This is a genomic window from Chryseotalea sp. WA131a, assembly GCA_025370075.1.
Taxonomy (GTDB): domain Bacteria; phylum Bacteroidota; class Bacteroidia; order Cytophagales; family Cyclobacteriaceae; genus ELB16-189.
This window is the reverse complement of sequence record CP073016.1, coordinates 2,074,445-2,091,607: the sequence shown is the minus strand read 5'-3', so window position 1 is coordinate 2,091,607 and position 17,163 is coordinate 2,074,445. Positions and strand designations below refer to the sequence as shown.

Here is a 17,163-nt window from a genome sequence, read left to right as displayed (position 1 = left end):
AAAGCGGGTTTCAGACTTCAATATATGGAGGTTTTTAACTGGGGAACATTTAATGAGAACGTCTTCAGAATAAATCCTCAAGGAAATAACTCGCTACTTACTGGTGCAAACGCATCGGGCAAAAGTACATTTATTGATGCTTTGCTTACTTTGATGGTTCCCGCAAAGAAAGACCGATTTTACAACCAATCATCTGGTGTTGAGAAAAAGGGCGACCGAACCGAAGAAACCTATGTTTTAGGCCACTATGGAAGTATTCAAGAAGAAGGGAAAAGCTCAACTTCCACCCAAAAGTTGCGTGATAAAAATACTTATTCAGTAATCCTTGCCAATTTCTCAAACACCGACCAAAAACAAATCACGTTGTTTCAGGTGCGTTGGTTTAATAGTAGTGGGGAGTTAAACCGGCAATTCGGTATTGCTCACGTTTCTCTAGACGTTGAAAAAGATTTTAATGATTTTGACTCAAAAGGTTTGTGGAAAAGAAGATTGGATAAAATATATAATTCAAACACTACTAAGAAGAAAGTTGAATTTTTAGACGGACCAACAGCATACGCGGAGAGAATGTCAAATTTGTTGGGAATGAGGTCTGTAAAAGCGCTAAGTCTGTTTAATCAAGTTGTGGGTGTAAAAGTGTTGGAGGATTTGGATGAGTTCATCAGAACAAACATGCTAGAAGAACAAGATGCCGAAGCTGAATTTATTCAACTTAAGGAAAGCTTTTTAACTTTAATGGACGCAAAGACCAACATTGAAAAAGCCAAAGAACAAATCAAACAGTTAAAGCCAATAAATGATATTGCAATACTTCTCACAAATATTCAAGTGGACTTACTGCGATTAGAAAATTCAAGAGAAACGGCAGTCTATTGGTTTGCCCAGAGAGGCGTGGAACTTGGAGAGAGTGAGTTTGATAAGAGTAAGGAAGAACTAGAACGTTTGAATGACGAATTAACACAATTACGAAACAAAGAAGAAAAACTAAAACAAGATGAACGAACCATTTCTATTTCTATTGAAAAAGATGAAGTCGGCAATCAACTAAAAGAATTAGAAAAAGACATTAAGCAACTTGAAAGGAATAGAGATAGCAGAAAGACAAAATTAGATGAGTACAATAGAATTGCACAAATTGTTAAACTAAGTTCAAACCCAAGCGAGGAAACTTTTAATGCAAACCGTGAAAATGCTAAACAGTTAAAACAAAGTACTCAACAGAATATTGATGATGGAAATAAAAGTTTACGCGCGTTAGAAAATGAAGAGGACAAGCTAAAACAAGCGACAGAAGAATTAGTAAAAACCATAAAAACGCTTCAAGAAAATAAAAACAACATTGCGGGCCGCGAAGCCGCAATACGAGATGAAATAATTACACACATTGGTGCAAACAGAGAAGAGATTCCATTTATTGGCGAACTTATCAAAGTAAAAGAAAATGAACTTACCTGGGAATCTTCAATTGAAAAAGTGCTTCACAATTTTGCGTTGCGATTGATTGTTCCACCAAAGTATTACTCACAAGTAAATCAGTATGTTAATAGTAATAATTTGAAGGGTAGAATTCGTTACGATAAATACGAAAAACAAGACTATCTCAAAAATTTACGACACAAGGACAATAACGAAAAATCCTTAGTCCATAAAATTGATATAAAGCCGAAAACACAGTATTACGAATGGATTGAGGTGTACTTAGAAAATCAATTTGATTTTATTTGTGTGGATAATCTATCTGAATTTGACCTTCACACTGAAATGGTAATCACTCAAAATGGGTTGATTAAATTTAAAAAAGGAAAGCACGAAAAAGACGACCGTGAACATATTTCAAAAAAGGAAAACTATGTTTTAGGTTGGGACAACAAAGAAAAAATTGCGGCTTTAAAGAAGGAATTAATCAATTTACAAATCCAGCAAACAGAAAACAGGAAAGCGATTACAAGTAAAAGTACTGAAATTAGAACTTTAGGAACATACAAAGATGAATGTCATAATCTATTTTCAAGATTTGAGAAATTTGATGATGTAAATTGGCAATCCTATGCCAAGGAAATACAAGAAAAAACAGAACAGAAAAACAAGTTAGAAAAAACCAATGACCGAGTAAAACAGTTGCAAGAAGACTTGAGGAAAGTGCAAGAGAATTTAAAACAGCTTTCGGAAGTTACTATTTTCAATAAAGGGCAAGATATTTTTAATAAGAAAAAGAACATTGAAGATATTGAAAAAGGTATTCTAGAAAATAAGAAAACAATTCAGATTACAGGCACTATTAATATTGCTGAGTTTGAAAAGAACCACTTTGAGATTTTGAATATAGATTATTCAAACATCAAAACAACACAAACAAACTTTCAAAGAGAATTAACGAGAAAAGAATCTGAACTTATAAATCAAAAACAACAAAATGAACGAGAAGTAAGTATTAAAATAAATGCCCTTAAACAGCCATTAGAAGAGATCACAAATAAATTCAAAGATTGGCGCTCCGATATTAGCTCACTTCCCGACTCTACGCATTTGGAATTCATTAGCGAATATCAGACGTTTTTGCACAAATTAGAAAAAGACAATCTCCCAAAATTTGAAACAAAATTCAATAATTACCTTCAAGAAACAATTACAAACAAAGTTGGTGATTTTAGAATGTTCTTCGAAAACTGGACTGATTCTATCAAGGAAAACATTAAGCACCTAAACGATTCCTTAAAGGAAATTGATTTTAAAAGTAAACCTCAAACATACATTCAACTTGTAGCACCAAATAAGATCAGTGATGAAGTTGGTGAGTTTAAGAAATTACTTAACGCTGCAATCCCAAATATCAGAGAAATTGATGCGTCTATTGACGGACGGAAAAATCACTTTTACAACCACATAGAACCCTTAATTTCAAAATTGGATAAGGAGGATTGGCGTAAAAAAGTGATGGATGTTCGTTCTTGGTTCAGTTACAAAGCTGAAGAATTTTATAAAGAAACGAACGCAAAATTCAAGACCTACGAAAATATGGGGCAACTTTCTGGTGGTGAAAAGGCGCAACTTACTTACACAATTTTAGGTTCGGCAATCGCTTATCAATTTGGTTTGACAAAAGAAGGATTACAAACTAATTCTTTCCGGTTTATTGCTATTGACGAAGCGTTTAAAGCGCAGGACGAAGACAAAGCGCGTTACCTCATTACACTTTGTAAACAGCTCCACTTGCAATTACTAGTAGTTACTCCAAGTGATAACATTCATATTGTTGAAAATGACATATCGTTCGTTCACTTCGTTGAACGCAAAGAAGAAAGACATTCTTGGCTTTACGATATGCCGATTGAACAATTCAAACAAGAGAAAGCGAAATACGTGTCTAAATGATTACTCCCCAAGAAATAAAAGACAAGGCTGAAAGAAAATACTTTTCTTTTCTACAAGCTCTAGCAAATGATGTTCCCTTTGCGAAGCTTGTTATACGTGGAGATAAATCTTATACCAAATCATCTCTTCCTGATTTCGAAAAAGAAATACAGTTAATCAATAGTCAGTCAAAAGAGAAAAAAGGATTTGGCTATTCGTTAGAGTTTCAGCAGGTAAAAACCAAACACTTAGGTATCCAAGATTTACCTGTATCAATCTACTTTGAAACAGAGAGGGATTTTTTGAAATTTTTGGGTAAAGAGAAAGAAGCGGAATTATTTAAGATAAACATAGATAAAATCATCAATGAGCTTCCTGAATTGAGAAACTGGGCTGCTCAAAATCCTGCTAAGGTGATACAAAACCACGCTGAATGGACTAGCATTTTGAAGGTGTGTCAATATTTCAAGGAAAACCCTAAACCAAATCAATACATAAGGGAATTGCCCATAAATGTCCATACTAAATTTATTGAAAGAAATCAGAGCGTACTCAAAGAATTGCTCGATATTCTAGTTTTTGAAAATTTAAATACAAAAGAAAAGCAGTTTGAGAAAAGATTCTACCTAAAGTATAGTGAATCACAAATTCGATTTAAGATACTAGACAAGGAAATCAGTCAAAAGTTATTTTCAGGGGTTGATGATTTAGCAATTCCAGTAAGTCAATTCGAAACATTGAATCTACCAATCAAAAAAATATTGGTTGTGGAAAACAAAACTACACTTTATACAACCTTGACACTTCCAAAAATGGAGGGAGCGATTGCAGTGTTTGGTCAAGGTAATGCCGTGCTTAATCTTAAAAACACTGCTTGGCTTATTGAAATGGAAATCTTGTATTGGGGTGACATCGATGTTCAAGGATTTGAGATACTATCGCGACTTCGAGAACATTTTACAAACGTAAAGAGTGTACTAATGGACAAAGTAACTTTTGAGACATTCTTTGAAAATGATAAAGGAACACCGACCAATATTTCAACGAAATTAAACCTGACAGACAGAGAACAGGAACTTTACAATATTCTAAAAACAAATAACTGGAGACTTGAACAGGAAAAAGTGCCATTCGACTATGTGAACAACTACTTTAAAAATGACTAATTAGCTACAAACCTCAAGTCGCACACACATTGTCAGGGCCGCACATTCCACCCACAGCCAAAGCCAGCCAATAAGTGTGCTCAGTTTTGTGTTAAGCCGACAATTGAGTCAATGAAAAATGCCCAACCGCGCGACTGACCAATAAAGAGCTGTGTAACATTGACGGGTGACCAAAGACAAGGCTACGAATTAACTGCGGTGAAGGGCCCTACAGCTACCAACACTGTATTTGCGTCAAGCGGGGTTGACGCGTAATCCAACGTTTTCGTATCTTTATCGCGTTCGGTGTCGGGGACAAGGCGTGGCTTTGGAAGCCCCGCTCGAACGCAAATACTCACGTTGTGCGCAAGCCTTAAGGACACAGAATGAAGTTAAGACCAAAGACATATAGACTAATTGAATCGAAGACTATTTTTAAGATTAGTCTTCTAGTAGTTTCATTGACCATTATTGGCGTTTATTTTTTTGGACTCGGGAGACACAATACATTTTTTGAGAATTCAATAATTTCAACGACAATACTTTCAATAGCTTTCTTTCTTTTTATAACTATCGGGCTGTACCGGGGTGTCAAGCTTAAAGACAACATTGGACAAATAACAAGTGACAAATTATCATTTAACGACAGCCTAGATTTAAATATTCATCCGACTCACCATGGAGACGGTTTTGACGTTGACGTTGGTGACGGCTTAGAGGGGATAATTGCGGGAATACTATTGTGGATTCTTTGGGCAATACTAGTTGCGTTAGCGCTATGGATTTTCAGTAACGTTGTATTGATAGTCATCGCGACATTTGCAGCAATGTTGTACTGGATTTTCTTTCGAGCCTTGAGACTAGTCTTTAAGAATTCCAATAAAAGTAAGGGCAACATATTTGAGAGCATCAGGTATGGGCTGACCTACACTTTGCTTTATAACTTTTGGATCTACGGAGTATTCATGTTGACAGAGTACCTTAAGAGGTGAAGGCCAGCGCACAACACTGTATTTGCGTCAAGCGGGGTTGACGCGTAATCCAACGTTTTTGTATCTTTAATGCGTTCGGTGTCGTGGACAGGACGCGGCTTCGAAAGCCCCGCTCGAACGCAAATACTCACGTTGTGGGCAACTTGGCAATTAAGACATGAACCAGATAACAACTATTCTTTTTATTCTATTTATCGGGACAGAGAACCCCGAAATTATTCAATTGACTAAAGACAATAAATTCAAACTTGACGGCTTCAACGTTCAGGACAGTTATGTACTCAACCAAAAGGAGAGATTTGTAATAGCAAACCAACTGACAACTGACAACGCTAAGATTGAAGGTCTTAAACTTCTTTATATTGAAGAGAACAAGATTAAATTCAAATCTGAAGACGTTGGAGAGAGTTATATTTATAGACCAATATTTTACAAGTTCAAGGACGACAGAATAATAATTGTGTGCGAACTTGGATTTGAGTATTCAACAGGAGTTGACGTATTTGAGTATAACAAAGGACAAATTACCAAGCTGGGTTGCATTGACATTGCAAGCAACGTGGACGACAACAATCCTGCGAGCATTGTTCCTAACATGACAATTGAATTTATGTATGGTGACCAGTACAATTTTAAATTTAAAGGGAGAGTATTTATAAATCCAGGGGGCAAAGACGAAACGAAAATTGAAGGAGAAAAGCTAAAAGGAATTTACATAAGGGACACTCGAAAGATTTCCCTAATGATAAAAAGTAAGTGAGGCAAGCAGCCCACAACAATGTATTTGCGTCAAGCGGGGTTGACGCGTAATCCAACGTTTTCGTATCTTTAATGCGTTCGGTGTCGGGGACAAGGCGTGGCTTCGGAAGCCCCGCTCGAACGCAAATACTCACGTTGTGGGCAAGGCCGCTGGACAAATTGGCGGTTGACAAATAGGACATGAAAAAGTTATTGATAGTATTTGGTCTTCTTGATTTAGTGACTTTGTTTAGGGACATTAAAAATCCAATCGACACTGGATTTACAAGTGCCTCTCCGTATTTTGTAGCTATTGCAATTGGGACACCTTTGTGTTATTTATCTCTCATTTTCTCTGCATACTTCTTGATTAGACAAAGTAAGGTCGGACTTTGGTTAACCTATGGACAATTCCCACTCCGACTTTTATTTGTGATTTTGTCGTTTAGTTTCTTGCTGACAATTAATCCATTCCAACTGGACGAATTAGGATATAAGTATTTTATTGGAGCTCTTATGGGGCTTGAAATCGTACGACTTATAATAACAATACAAATACACAGAAGGCATTTCGGACAAAAGACAATTCCGACATTGGACAAGAGGAAGAAAATAGAATGGGTAAAGCGGCCCAGCCCACAACAAAAGCTTATTGCAAGCGGGCGGGACTGTGCGTCATTGAAGTTTGCAGTTCTTTATTTATCTTTATCTCGTTGGACATGGCGCAGGTTTTAATTGCCCGCCAGCAATAAGCTAAACGTTAGCAGCAAGTTTGAATATGACATGGAAACAAGATAGGGTATTAGTTTTTATTTGGGCTGGACAATTTTTAAATGACGACCCTGAAAAGAAATTTTATTTCGACAAAGATGACAAGACTTTTTTTAGTTTGTATTTAACGGGCAATCAGTACAATTTATTTGACAGACATGCAGCGAACTTGACAAAGGAAATAGAAGAGATTCTCCGTTTGAAAATTGAAAAAGTAAAGACAAACTCAAGAAGTATAATTGAAATTGAAAAGGCGGACAAGGTTTTTGACTATTCGCCAAGTATTCCATCTAAGGACAAGGAGGACTTCAAATTGAAAATGGAAATGGAAAATGAAATGATAAAATATGCACTTCGATTCCTTGACGACAATCAGATTGATTTGGAGACGACTGACATTATTGAGTTATATTGATTGAGAGGCAAACCAGCTGCTAACAATGTATTTGCGTCAAGCGGGGTTGACGCGTAATCCAACGTTTTCGTATCTTTAGTGCGTTCGCTGTCGGGGACAGCACGTGGCTTCGGAAGCCCCGCTCGAACGCAAATACTCACGTTATGGCCAATTTGCGGGACGAGTGTGCATCCGAAATTTCGGTGACGGCAAATTAGTAGACGACTGACTTCTGCTCGCTGACAATTCATAAACATTGCGCGGACTTTGCTTCAAACGACTGACGGAAAATTTAAAAAATCAAAGACGCCTTTTTAAACTTTTTCCTTGGTGACACTTTTGCTCGTTGACGACTCGTCTCGGAAACATTTGCAATGGGACGACCCATTCTCGCGCGACAACTCTTAACGACACTTTCTGGCGGACGACCAAAAACTCTTGCGCTGGACGACTTGCTCGCGAGACTTTCTCGGTTGACATTTATTCTTTTGCACGGTCGACATTAAAACCCTAAGCTCGGTTGCAAACTGGCCATAACACAGGCTTGCAGAAAAGCGGGCGGACTGTGCGTTAGGAAAGTTCAGTGCGTTTCATTTATTTAATCACGTGGGAGAAGGCGCAGGTTTTAACTGCCCGCCTTCTGCAAGCCAAACCGTTGGCTGCTATGCTACGGGACAATGAGAATAACTTAAAGCAAACGAATTGAAAATACTATTGGCCATTGGGACAGTTTATGTGTTACTGAACATTTTCGTGACAATTCGTATTAACAAGTCTGACTATTTAAACGAAGAGAGACGAAGATTACACAAACGACTTATTTGGGTAATTCCTTTTCTCGGACCACTTTTAATCATCGGCTTTTGGACAAAGTTAAAACCCAAACTTGAGACAATGACAAAAGAAGAAAGAGTGTCTCGTCCTGATCTGGGTTTACACGAATTAACGTGTAAACAAGATGGTAAAATCAGAAAAAACAGTTCAGGAACAAGAGGCTATCATTGCAGAGTATTTGCTGGGCGATACGACCTATCGTAAATTGGGGGCCAAGCATGGAGTTGACTTTAGATCAATCCACCATTGGGTCACACAATTTCAAGGAAAGCCGGTGAGAAAAACAAAGCCCAAGATCAAAGTCAAAGACGATATTCCCCGGGAAGAATTGCCTACCGATGTAAAGCTACTGCGGGAAGAACTCCGAAAAGCTAAGTTGCACAATAAGTTGCTCAATGCCATCATTGACATAGCTGAGGGGCAGCTTAAGATCGACATCCGAAAAAAGTCTGGCACCAAGCAGTAGAGCAGGTGGAACAAAGTACGCCCCGTTGTATCAACGGGCTTTGTTTGCTGCTTGGTTATAGTAGGCAGTCCTACTATCAAGGCATAGATTATATTCATCAGAAAGCTTATGAATCGGATGTCATTATCGAAGAGGTGTTGCGGCATCGAAAACATCTCAAACGTATCGGTACTCGAAAATTGTTAGATGAGATGCAAAGTTTTCTAACGGCCCATGGTTTTAAAATCGGGCGGGACGCAATGTTTGATTTGCTGGCAGACAGAGGCCTGTTGGTCACGAAACGAAAACGGAGAGGCCCAGTGACCACGCTATCGAAACACCGCTTTAAAAAGTACCCCAACATTGTCCGTGATTTTATCCCAGTTGCCCCTAACCAGCTTTGGGTCAGTGACATAACCTACATTCACTTGAATGAGGGGTTTGCTTATTTGTCGTTGGTCACAGACGCATACAGCCGAAAGATTGTAGGGTTTTATTTGAGCGAGGGCCTATCGGCAAGAGGGCCGCTGGCCGCCTTGAAAATGGCGTTGGCTTCAACCCCCCTGCACGATGGGCTTATCCATCACAGCGACAGAGGGGTACAGTATTGCTGCGATGGATATGTGAAATTATTGGAACAGCATGGGGTCAAGATCAGTATGACCGAGAAAGGTGACCCGTTGGAAAATGCACTGGCCGAAAGAGTGAACGGGATTTTGAAGCAAGAGTTACTGGAAGAGGCATTCCCTGATTATGCAACGGCCCAAAAAGAAGTGGCCATTGCGTGCAGCACCTATAACCACCTTCGCCCACATGGAAGCATTGATAACCTAAAGCCTGCCCAAGCGCACCAACAAAGCGGCCCGATCAAGAAGCGGTGGACCAACTATTGGCAGAAGAACAAAGGAAAGGAGGTCTCAATGGCATAGCCCCGCTGCGCGGGGCAGGTTTTAAAAGGCATAAAGGTGTTCAAAAGTATACCCCTCAAAAAAAGCCAAGCGGTTAAACTTGGCTTCTATTGAACAACATACTTCGTCACACACTGGTTTAATTCCTGGTAGGTTGCACCTCTGCAGGGCCTACTTCCGCTTTCACCAGTAACACAAAATTAAAAAATGTAAACGGTATTCAGGATTAACTTAAAGCTGTAAACTTGCAGTAGGATTCTTAACCAAATTGTGTAAACTTTTTTCAGGACGAGACAGCCGTCATAAACTTGGCCGTTGTGTGCCATACCGATTGGACGATGAATCACATAGAAGAAATTAGAAAGGAAATAGCAACATATCTTGACCTTAATTCAAAAATTAAGGAAAGCGAGACGACAGTCTTTTCCCCGACAAAGAAGTACAGAATAGAGACGGCAGAGTATAATCAGACCAGACCCGACACAAATTGGGAAGTAACAAAAGTTGAAATTTTTGAACACGCGACCGGAGAAAAACTATTTTCAATTTTCAGCAACTGGGGGACATTCTTTCATGGGTGGGCAACAAAAGGTAATGTTGACTATCTAATTTGCGCAGAGGACATCTATGGGGGACAGACAATTATTGATTTAACAAATAGAATAATTGAGGGTTTTTCTCCGGGAGAAGACGGCTTCATTGGGACAGACTACTACATCTCACCAAATGCTGAAATTTTAGGAGTAGTGGGTTGCTACTGGGCATGTCCATATGTTTTAAAGTTTTACAAGTTTGACAGTCCAATTCAATTGCCTCTTATAGAATTTTATGAAATCGAATTAAAGGAAAGCCTAAGCGATAAAATCTCGTGGCGGGACAACGATACAATCATTTTCAAAAACGAAACTAGTGGACAAGAGAGAGTTGAGAAAATTGGTACGGCACACAACAATATATTTGCGCCAGGCGGGGTTGACGTGTAGTTCAAAGTTTTGTTATCTTTATTCCGCTTTGTGTTTGGGGACAGGACGCAGTTTCAAATTCCCGCCCGATCGCAAATATTCACGTTACAGGCAAGCGTAAGACGACACCGCAAAGAAATAACAGTTGACAACAAAAATGTAAATTTAGAACCTGAAAGAAAGACTTAAAATAAAATGGCAAGACAAGGAGCAAACAAATTATTGCATAAAGCAAAGAAATCAAAAAGTGATGAATTTTACACGCAATATGTTGACATCCAAAAGGAGGTTGAAGCCTATTTAGAATACAACCCTGACACATTCAGAGGTAAAGTTGTTTATTGTAACTGTGACGACCCGTATGAAAGCAATTTTTTTCGCTATTTCATATTGAACTTTGAACGAATTGGATTAAAACGGCTCATTACCACAAGTTACAAACCCTCTCCTGTTGCAAATACTCAATTAGGTTTATTTGTTTACAATGACACCGATAAACAAAAAAAAGGTCGTCCCAAAATAACAGCCAACAAATTTATTATAAACTCAGTTGGTGACATAGATGGTGACGGTGAATTCAGCTTAAAAGACGTTGCCTTACAACTAAAACAAAACAAGAAAAATGAGTGGGCACCATTGTACGGTGAAGGTGATTTTCGAAGCCCTGAATCAATTGAATTATTGAAACAATCCGACTTTGTAATAACCAATCCACCATTTAGTCTTTTCAAAGAATTCATTAAGCAGCTTGTAGATTACGACAAGAAATTTTTAATAATAGCTAATATAAATGCAATTACTTACAAAGAAGTTTTTCCATTGATCAAAAAAAATAAAGTATGGTTAGGTACAGGAATGGGGCGTTGGATTTCTGGCTTTATTGTTCCTAAATCTTATGAATTATATGGCACTGAAGCACGAATTGATGAAGATGGCAATAGAATCGTAGCTACAAACAATTGTCTTTGGTTTACTAATCTAGACCATGGAAAGAGACACCAAATATTACCTCTAATGACGATGAATGATAACATTAAGTTTAGTTCTCATAAGGATATTAAAGGGGTTGGGTATAAAAAATATGATAATTTCAATGCAATTGAAGTTCCATACACTGATTCAATTCCAAGTGACTATGATGGTGTAATGGGCGTTCCCATTACTTTCTTAGACAAATATAATCCTGAACAATTCGAAATAATTGGCTGCTCTTATGATTACGGAAGACCTGATGGTTGGAATAATGATATCAATATGTCAGTTTCAGTTGATGGTGTAAATGTATATAAGCGACTTCTTATAAAACGTAAAAAATGAAAGTAAGAATATGGAAGCAACATTAATAACAGAAATTACTGTAGAAGATATTTGCGATGGGTTTGTTTATAGTGAACTTGAGGGCAAAGGATTATTTGGACTTTCCGGTAAGCTTACTATCCAACCAGAGTATCAAAGAAATTACATTTATGCTTCTGAAGGTGGCAAGAGAGAAGTTGCTGTAATTGAATCAATCTTGAAAGGTTATCCAATTGGCTTAGTCTACTTCAACAAAGTTAACCCAAACAACTTTGAAGTTTTAGATGGTCAACAGCGTATCACAAGCATTGGACGTTTTGTGACAAATAAATTTGCAATAAAAGACGAAAACGGAAATGAACAATTATTCGGTGGTTTTGCATTAGACAAAAAGAATAAAATATTAAATACTAAACTTCTTATCTATGAATGTGAGGGAACAGAAAGTGAAATTAAAGAATGGTTTAGAACTATAAACATTGCAGGAGTTCCTTTAAATGGCCAAGAATTGCTGAATGCAGTTTATTCAGGACCTTTCGTTACAATGGGTAAAGAAGAATTTAGCAATAGTAAAAATTCCAATATTCAAAAGTGGAGTGCATACATTTCAGGTAGTGCAAATCGTCAGGATTTTCTAGAAAGAGCATTACAATGGGTGAGCAAAGACAATGCTAGCGAATATATGAGCCGACATAGATTTGATAACAACATTACAGAGTTAAAAGACTATTTTACAAGTGTAATTGATTGGGTTTCTACTGTATTTATTGACGTTGAAAGCGAAATGAAAGGACTTGAATGGGGCAGACTTTATGAAACTTATCGGAAACAGCCCTACAACTCAAAGACAGTATCAGACGAAGTGAAAAAACTGTATGGTGACCCATACATAAAATATCGCAGAGGTATTTTTGAATATATTCTTGGTGGTTCAACAGACACAAAACTTTTAGAAGTTCGAGTTTTTGACGATGCGACAAAGAAATCTGTTTATACAAAACAAACGGCAGAAGCAGAGAAAAAAGAGATTTCAAATTGTCCATTATGTTCATTAGGACATGATAGCAATAAAACTAAAATTTGGCAACTAACAGAAATGGACGCAGACCACGTAACAGCGTGGAGCAAAGGCGGTGCGACAGACATAAAAAATTGCGAAATGTTATGTAAGACACACAACAGAGCAAAAGGTAATAAATGACGACAACCAATAACGGAAAGACCGAACGCCAGCCTGTAACAATGTATTTGCGTCAAGCGGGGTTGACGCGTAATCCAACGTTTTCGTATCTTTAATGCGTTCGGTGTCGGGGACAAGGCGTGGCTTCGAAAGCCCCGCTCGAACGCAAATACTCACGTTATGCACAATGCCGCGGGACAGATTCGCGCTTCGAAAATTGGCACGTTCGCTTGCCACACCTTACCGCGCGACACCAAAGCAAGCAAAAGAGCCAATTGTTACACCAAATTAAGATATTGTTATCAAAAAATTAATTTCACTTTTTTCAACCTTTTAATCTCATGAGTGTCTAAATTTATATTCATATTATCGAAGCCGTTGAAAACAAATCGCACTAGATGAAAATAGTTTCTCTCATGTTGATTAATCTCTTATTGATTTCTTCTTGCAATGAAAGCAGTAAACCAAGCCCTTGCATTCTCGAAAATGTGGAAACACCATTTAGAGTTCCATGTATGCTAACCAGAAATATTGATACAGTTGAAATGAATATTCAAGGAACATGGACGTGGCTTCAGCAAGAGGAGGTACAAAGAGGTAAGCCTACTAAATACTTGACCCCGAAAACAGAAGGATATTCTCTCGAACTGAAATTGGAAAATGATACTGCAACTTATTATACCTGTAACAAAGCTGGTGTCCAAAGAAGATTTGACATAATCAAATGGAAAGATGCACCTGGTTCTGGCACTGATGGATTTCCTGAGGGAGAGTTGCCTGTTTTAATCTTTTATGACCTAAAAACAGGCTTAAGGGTTACGGATGTTCCTATAAGGATTTGCTCTCAATATTTGATCATGGATTATCAATTTGTAAGAAGTATAGGGGGCCCCGACACATGGAAAAAAAAATCAAACTAAAACCAAATTTTTATGAAGAAAATAATATTGTTGCTCAATTTCATGACTTGGTTCACCTTTTTATTAATGAGTCAAAGTCGAAATTGTCCAATGAGCCTTGATCTCAACTCGATGCAGATTCAGAACCCAGCTCGTTACCAACGGTTTGTGTACTTGGAGAGTTTTACCACTAATTATATAAATAACCAATCAGGCGCAAGCTATCGCCTTGCCGACCCGAATGGTATAATAATCATACCTGTAGTGGTACATGTGCTGCACCGTAACGAGACTGAAGGCACTGGATTGAATATCAGCTTAGCGCAAATCCAATCGCAAATTGATGTGCTCAACGAGGACTTCAGGAGATTGAATGCAAATAGAACAAATACACCGGCTGCATTTGCGGGTGTAGCTTCTGATTATAATTTTGAATTTCGATTAGCCTGTCAAGACCCAAATGGAAATACTACAAATGGGGTAACCCGGAGATCCACAAACAAGACTGGGTTTACTTTTAGTACAATCGTCAACCCAAATAACCCAAATGAGCGAATAACAGACGAAACTTCAATTGGCATAAAGATAACCAATCAGGGTGGTCAAGACCCATGGCCGACTGACCGTTATTTGAACATTTGGGTTGGGAATTTTACTGATGGAACGTTGGGATATGCAACGTGGCCAGCTGACTTTCTAACAAATCCAAACGTTGATGGAGTTGTGATCTCGACCACGTCCATGGGCAGAACAGGAAATGTAACTGCACCATATGACGGAGGTCGCACAGCCACACATGAAGTAGGCCATTGGTTGAACCTCCGCCACATTTGGGGCGATTCAACTTGTGGCGATGACTTTGTTGCTGATACGCCCGTGCAACAAAACAGCAATTTTGGCTGCCCCACTTTTCCTCTGGTTGCTGTAAATACTGCACAAAGATGGTTTGGCCCAAGGTGCAACGTGGCCGACCCAAGCTCTATGTTCATGAACTATATGGACTATACAGATGATAATTGTATGAATGTTTTTACGAATGGACAAAGACTTAGGGGAAGAGCAATTTTTGCTGCAGGTGGACCAAGGGCAGCATTTCTCAATAACTATTTCATGATTCAACAACCAACTTCCAACATTATCTGTACAGGTGTGGTGAATTTAACGAATCCAAATTGTTTAGCACCAACTTGGACAATTGTTGCCGGTCCTGCTACAATAAACTCAATCGGAAATAATCAAGTAACAATTCAAGCAGCAGGAAGTGGAACGGTGATATTAAGAGCTATTGCTGGAAATTACGCATCAGAAATCAATCTAAATGTGACCCCAACCCCGATAGTCAATTCTTCCTATGTGACTATTAACGATATTGACGCCTGCGAACATTGGATGGTTCTTCGTGCCGTGGTTGACCCTGCATCTAACAATGGTGTTACTAGATATTATTGGACTGAAAACGATCCAACAGGCACCAGCCAAAGCATCGGTGAAGGACTTACGTATTTAGCAGATATTTACGTTCCCCCTTTAGTGGGTATTACCAGGATAGTATATGCTTTCGGTAGAAATGATTGTTCACCTCCAATTTTATTGGGCAGCAAAGAATACGAATATCGGGATTGGGACACTTGCACGTCACCCCCACCGTACGGTTGTGGTGCTTTTGTTTGCCTCACATCTTTTCCCAATCCAACAAGTAACGAGTTGACAATATCATTCAAGGGAAATGGTGAAAACATAAAGGAAAACAAAACCAAGAAGATAAAACAAACGGGCACAGCCCAAGTTCGGATATTCGATGAAAACCAAAAAAGCTGGATATCCCTTTCAGCCAAAGACAATGAAGATTTGAAAATCCCGGTAAGCCAACTGCCTAAGGGAACCTATTACTTGGACGTCTCCCACTCAAAAGGTGACCACTTTAGAAAAAGGATTCTTATAGAATAGTTTTGGTGAATACCTGACAGGCAGAAATGATTGTGGTTTATCACTAACCGTTTGTAGGCAAACACACTAAATAGAGCTTCGGAAAACCACACCAATACCATTGCCGCGCCTGCTAACACGCAAATCAAAGCACTGGCCATCCGTGTGGTTTGGGTAGGGTGAATGCGGCACATGTGCATAACAAAGTGTTTGCGGCAATAGCGGGGTGACGTGTTGTTAGAAGTTTGTATCTTCGTTCAAGGCTTTGTGTCGGGGACAGGACGCGGCTTCGAAAGCCCGCTACCGCGCAAACACAGGTCGTTATGCACCATTTTTAAACGAATGACAGGACTGCAAAGAATAATCGGACGAATATTTCCTCCTTACACGTCTAAGGTTCAACGACAAGAATGGACTACGTTAGTAGACAGTTTAATAAATAGTTTATCTGACGACTTTAATGAATTGAAAGAACAAAGACGAAGGACTAACTTGTTCAATCTAAGCGACTGGGATTTGTTCCCAGGTTTTAAGTTCATGACAATTGGGTTTCCAGGAACAACGCTGAACGACTTTAAAAAGCGAAAACGAAACTACCGACTTTCTGGACAGAGAATTTTTTCGAGAAAACAGAACGACTATGCAAATGTTGAATTCCTGATTCATGACAACTATTTAGCTGGACTAAGAATTGAGAACTCAAATTATGAACTTGACGAGTTTGATTTAAACAGAATTGAATGTTCAAATCTTCAACAGACTTCAGTGGACTTTCCCGCTTCGGAAGTAGATTTGTTTTACGAACAACTTGACGACAATTTAAAAAGCAGATTAAACCCTGACGACATATTCGACATTGACTTCGATAATCGGACTTTTTATGCATTCTACGACTTGGAGGACGGGAACTATTTAGCGACAGACAAAAAATTGACCGTTTACTCGCTGGTCCATGACGCCCGACCAATGGCAAAGAAATTGAAATATTCATTGGCTGACATATTAGTTGACATTGGGACAAAGACGTTCGACAAGGAAAAACATTTAGAGGAGAGATACAAAAAAACGGTGCATAACAAAAGCTTGTGGCAAGCGGGCGGGACTTTGCGTCATTGAAGTTTGTAGTTCTTTATTTATCTTTATCACGTGGGACAGGGCGAAGGTTTTTATTTGCCCGCCTTCCACAAGCTAAACGTTATGCACAATGCCGCGGGACAGATTCGCGCTTCGAAAATTGGCACGTTCGCTTGCCACACCTTACCGCGCGACACCAAAGCAAGCAAAAGAGCCAATAGTTACAATACATTATGATACTGTTACCA

At 38.7% G+C, this 17,163-nt stretch carries 14 protein-coding genes; all 14 read left to right on the top strand.

Going from position 1 to position 17,163, the window contains the following annotated elements:
• Positions 1–24: 24 nt before the first annotated feature.
• The 14 genes from KA713_09415 (at position 25) to KA713_09350 (ending at position 16,957) form a co-directional block, all read left to right on the top strand.
• Complete coding sequence (locus KA713_09415; protein UXE68766.1) at positions 25–3,372, top strand: hypothetical protein; 3,348 nt, start codon at positions 25–27, stop codon at positions 3,370–3,372.
• Positions 3,369–4,517, top strand: coding sequence for a hypothetical protein (locus tag KA713_09410; GenBank protein ID UXE68765.1), 1,149 nt, complete (start codon positions 3,369–3,371; stop codon positions 4,515–4,517). Before KA713_09415 ends, KA713_09410 begins: the two co-directional genes overlap by 4 nt.
• A gap of 365 nt (positions 4,518–4,882) precedes the next feature.
• Positions 4,883–5,488: a hypothetical protein gene (locus tag KA713_09405; protein ID UXE68764.1), complete on the top strand. Its 606-nt coding sequence runs from the start codon at positions 4,883–4,885 to the stop codon at positions 5,486–5,488.
• Positions 5,489–5,645: 157 nt separating this feature from the next.
• Entirely contained in the window at positions 5,646–6,248 is a 603-nt protein-coding gene (locus tag KA713_09400) for a hypothetical protein (GenBank protein UXE68763.1), read from the top strand.
• 179 nt (positions 6,249–6,427) lie between these two features.
• On the top strand, positions 6,428–6,961 hold the full coding sequence (locus KA713_09395; GenBank protein UXE68762.1) for a hypothetical protein: 534 nt from the start codon (positions 6,428–6,430) through the stop codon (positions 6,959–6,961).
• A 43-nt stretch (positions 6,962–7,004) separates the two neighbouring features.
• Positions 7,005–7,412 (top strand): hypothetical protein, encoded by a 408-nt coding sequence (locus KA713_09390; protein UXE68761.1) that lies wholly within the window; start codon positions 7,005–7,007, stop codon positions 7,410–7,412.
• A gap of 937 nt (positions 7,413–8,349) precedes the next feature.
• Entirely contained in the window at positions 8,350–8,691 is a 342-nt protein-coding gene (locus KA713_09385; GenBank protein ID UXE68760.1) for a hypothetical protein, read from the top strand.
• 5 nt (positions 8,692–8,696) lie between these two features.
• Positions 8,697–9,599 (top strand): IS3 family transposase, encoded by a 903-nt coding sequence (locus KA713_09380; GenBank protein ID UXE68759.1) that lies wholly within the window; start codon positions 8,697–8,699, stop codon positions 9,597–9,599.
• 317 nt (positions 9,600–9,916) lie between these two features.
• Complete coding sequence (locus KA713_09375) at positions 9,917–10,561, top strand: hypothetical protein (protein UXE68758.1); 645 nt, start codon at positions 9,917–9,919, stop codon at positions 10,559–10,561.
• Between the two features lie 174 nt (positions 10,562–10,735).
• Entirely contained in the window at positions 10,736–11,857 is a 1,122-nt protein-coding gene (locus KA713_09370; GenBank protein UXE68757.1) for an adenine-specific methyltransferase EcoRI family protein, read from the top strand.
• 10 nt (positions 11,858–11,867) lie between these two features.
• A complete protein-coding gene (locus tag KA713_09365; protein ID UXE68756.1) occupies positions 11,868–13,037 on the top strand; it encodes a DUF262 domain-containing protein in 1,170 nt (389 codons plus the stop codon).
• A gap of 494 nt (positions 13,038–13,531) precedes the next feature.
• Positions 13,532–13,936, top strand: coding sequence for a hypothetical protein (locus KA713_09360; GenBank protein ID UXE68755.1), 405 nt, complete (start codon positions 13,532–13,534; stop codon positions 13,934–13,936).
• A 12-nt stretch (positions 13,937–13,948) separates the two neighbouring features.
• On the top strand, positions 13,949–15,862 hold the full coding sequence (locus KA713_09355) for a hypothetical protein (GenBank protein ID UXE68754.1): 1,914 nt from the start codon (positions 13,949–13,951) through the stop codon (positions 15,860–15,862).
• Positions 15,863–16,183: 321 nt separating this feature from the next.
• Positions 16,184–16,957, top strand: coding sequence for a hypothetical protein (locus KA713_09350; protein UXE68753.1), 774 nt, complete (start codon positions 16,184–16,186; stop codon positions 16,955–16,957).
• Positions 16,958–17,163 lie beyond the last annotated feature (206 nt).

Coding starts and splice junctions, on each gene's coding strand:
- KA713_09360 (UXE68755.1), top strand. CDS start 13,532: ATGCTAACCAGAAATATTGATACAGTTGAAATGAATATTCAAGGAACA.
- KA713_09415 (UXE68766.1), top strand. CDS start 25: ATGGAGGTTTTTAACTGGGGAACATTTAATGAGAACGTCTTCAGAATA.
- KA713_09405 (UXE68764.1), top strand. CDS start 4,883: ATGAAGTTAAGACCAAAGACATATAGACTAATTGAATCGAAGACTATT.
- KA713_09395 (UXE68762.1), top strand. CDS start 6,428: ATGAAAAAGTTATTGATAGTATTTGGTCTTCTTGATTTAGTGACTTTG.
- KA713_09400 (UXE68763.1), top strand. CDS start 5,646: ATGAACCAGATAACAACTATTCTTTTTATTCTATTTATCGGGACAGAG.
- KA713_09390 (UXE68761.1), top strand. CDS start 7,005: ATGACATGGAAACAAGATAGGGTATTAGTTTTTATTTGGGCTGGACAA.
- KA713_09385 (UXE68760.1), top strand. CDS start 8,350: ATGGTAAAATCAGAAAAAACAGTTCAGGAACAAGAGGCTATCATTGCA.
- KA713_09410 (UXE68765.1), top strand. CDS start 3,369: ATGATTACTCCCCAAGAAATAAAAGACAAGGCTGAAAGAAAATACTTT.
- KA713_09370 (UXE68757.1), top strand. CDS start 10,736: ATGGCAAGACAAGGAGCAAACAAATTATTGCATAAAGCAAAGAAATCA.
- KA713_09375 (UXE68758.1), top strand. CDS start 9,917: ATGAATCACATAGAAGAAATTAGAAAGGAAATAGCAACATATCTTGAC.
- KA713_09350 (UXE68753.1), top strand. CDS start 16,184: ATGACAGGACTGCAAAGAATAATCGGACGAATATTTCCTCCTTACACG.
- KA713_09365 (UXE68756.1), top strand. CDS start 11,868: ATGGAAGCAACATTAATAACAGAAATTACTGTAGAAGATATTTGCGAT.
- KA713_09355 (UXE68754.1), top strand. CDS start 13,949: ATGAAGAAAATAATATTGTTGCTCAATTTCATGACTTGGTTCACCTTT.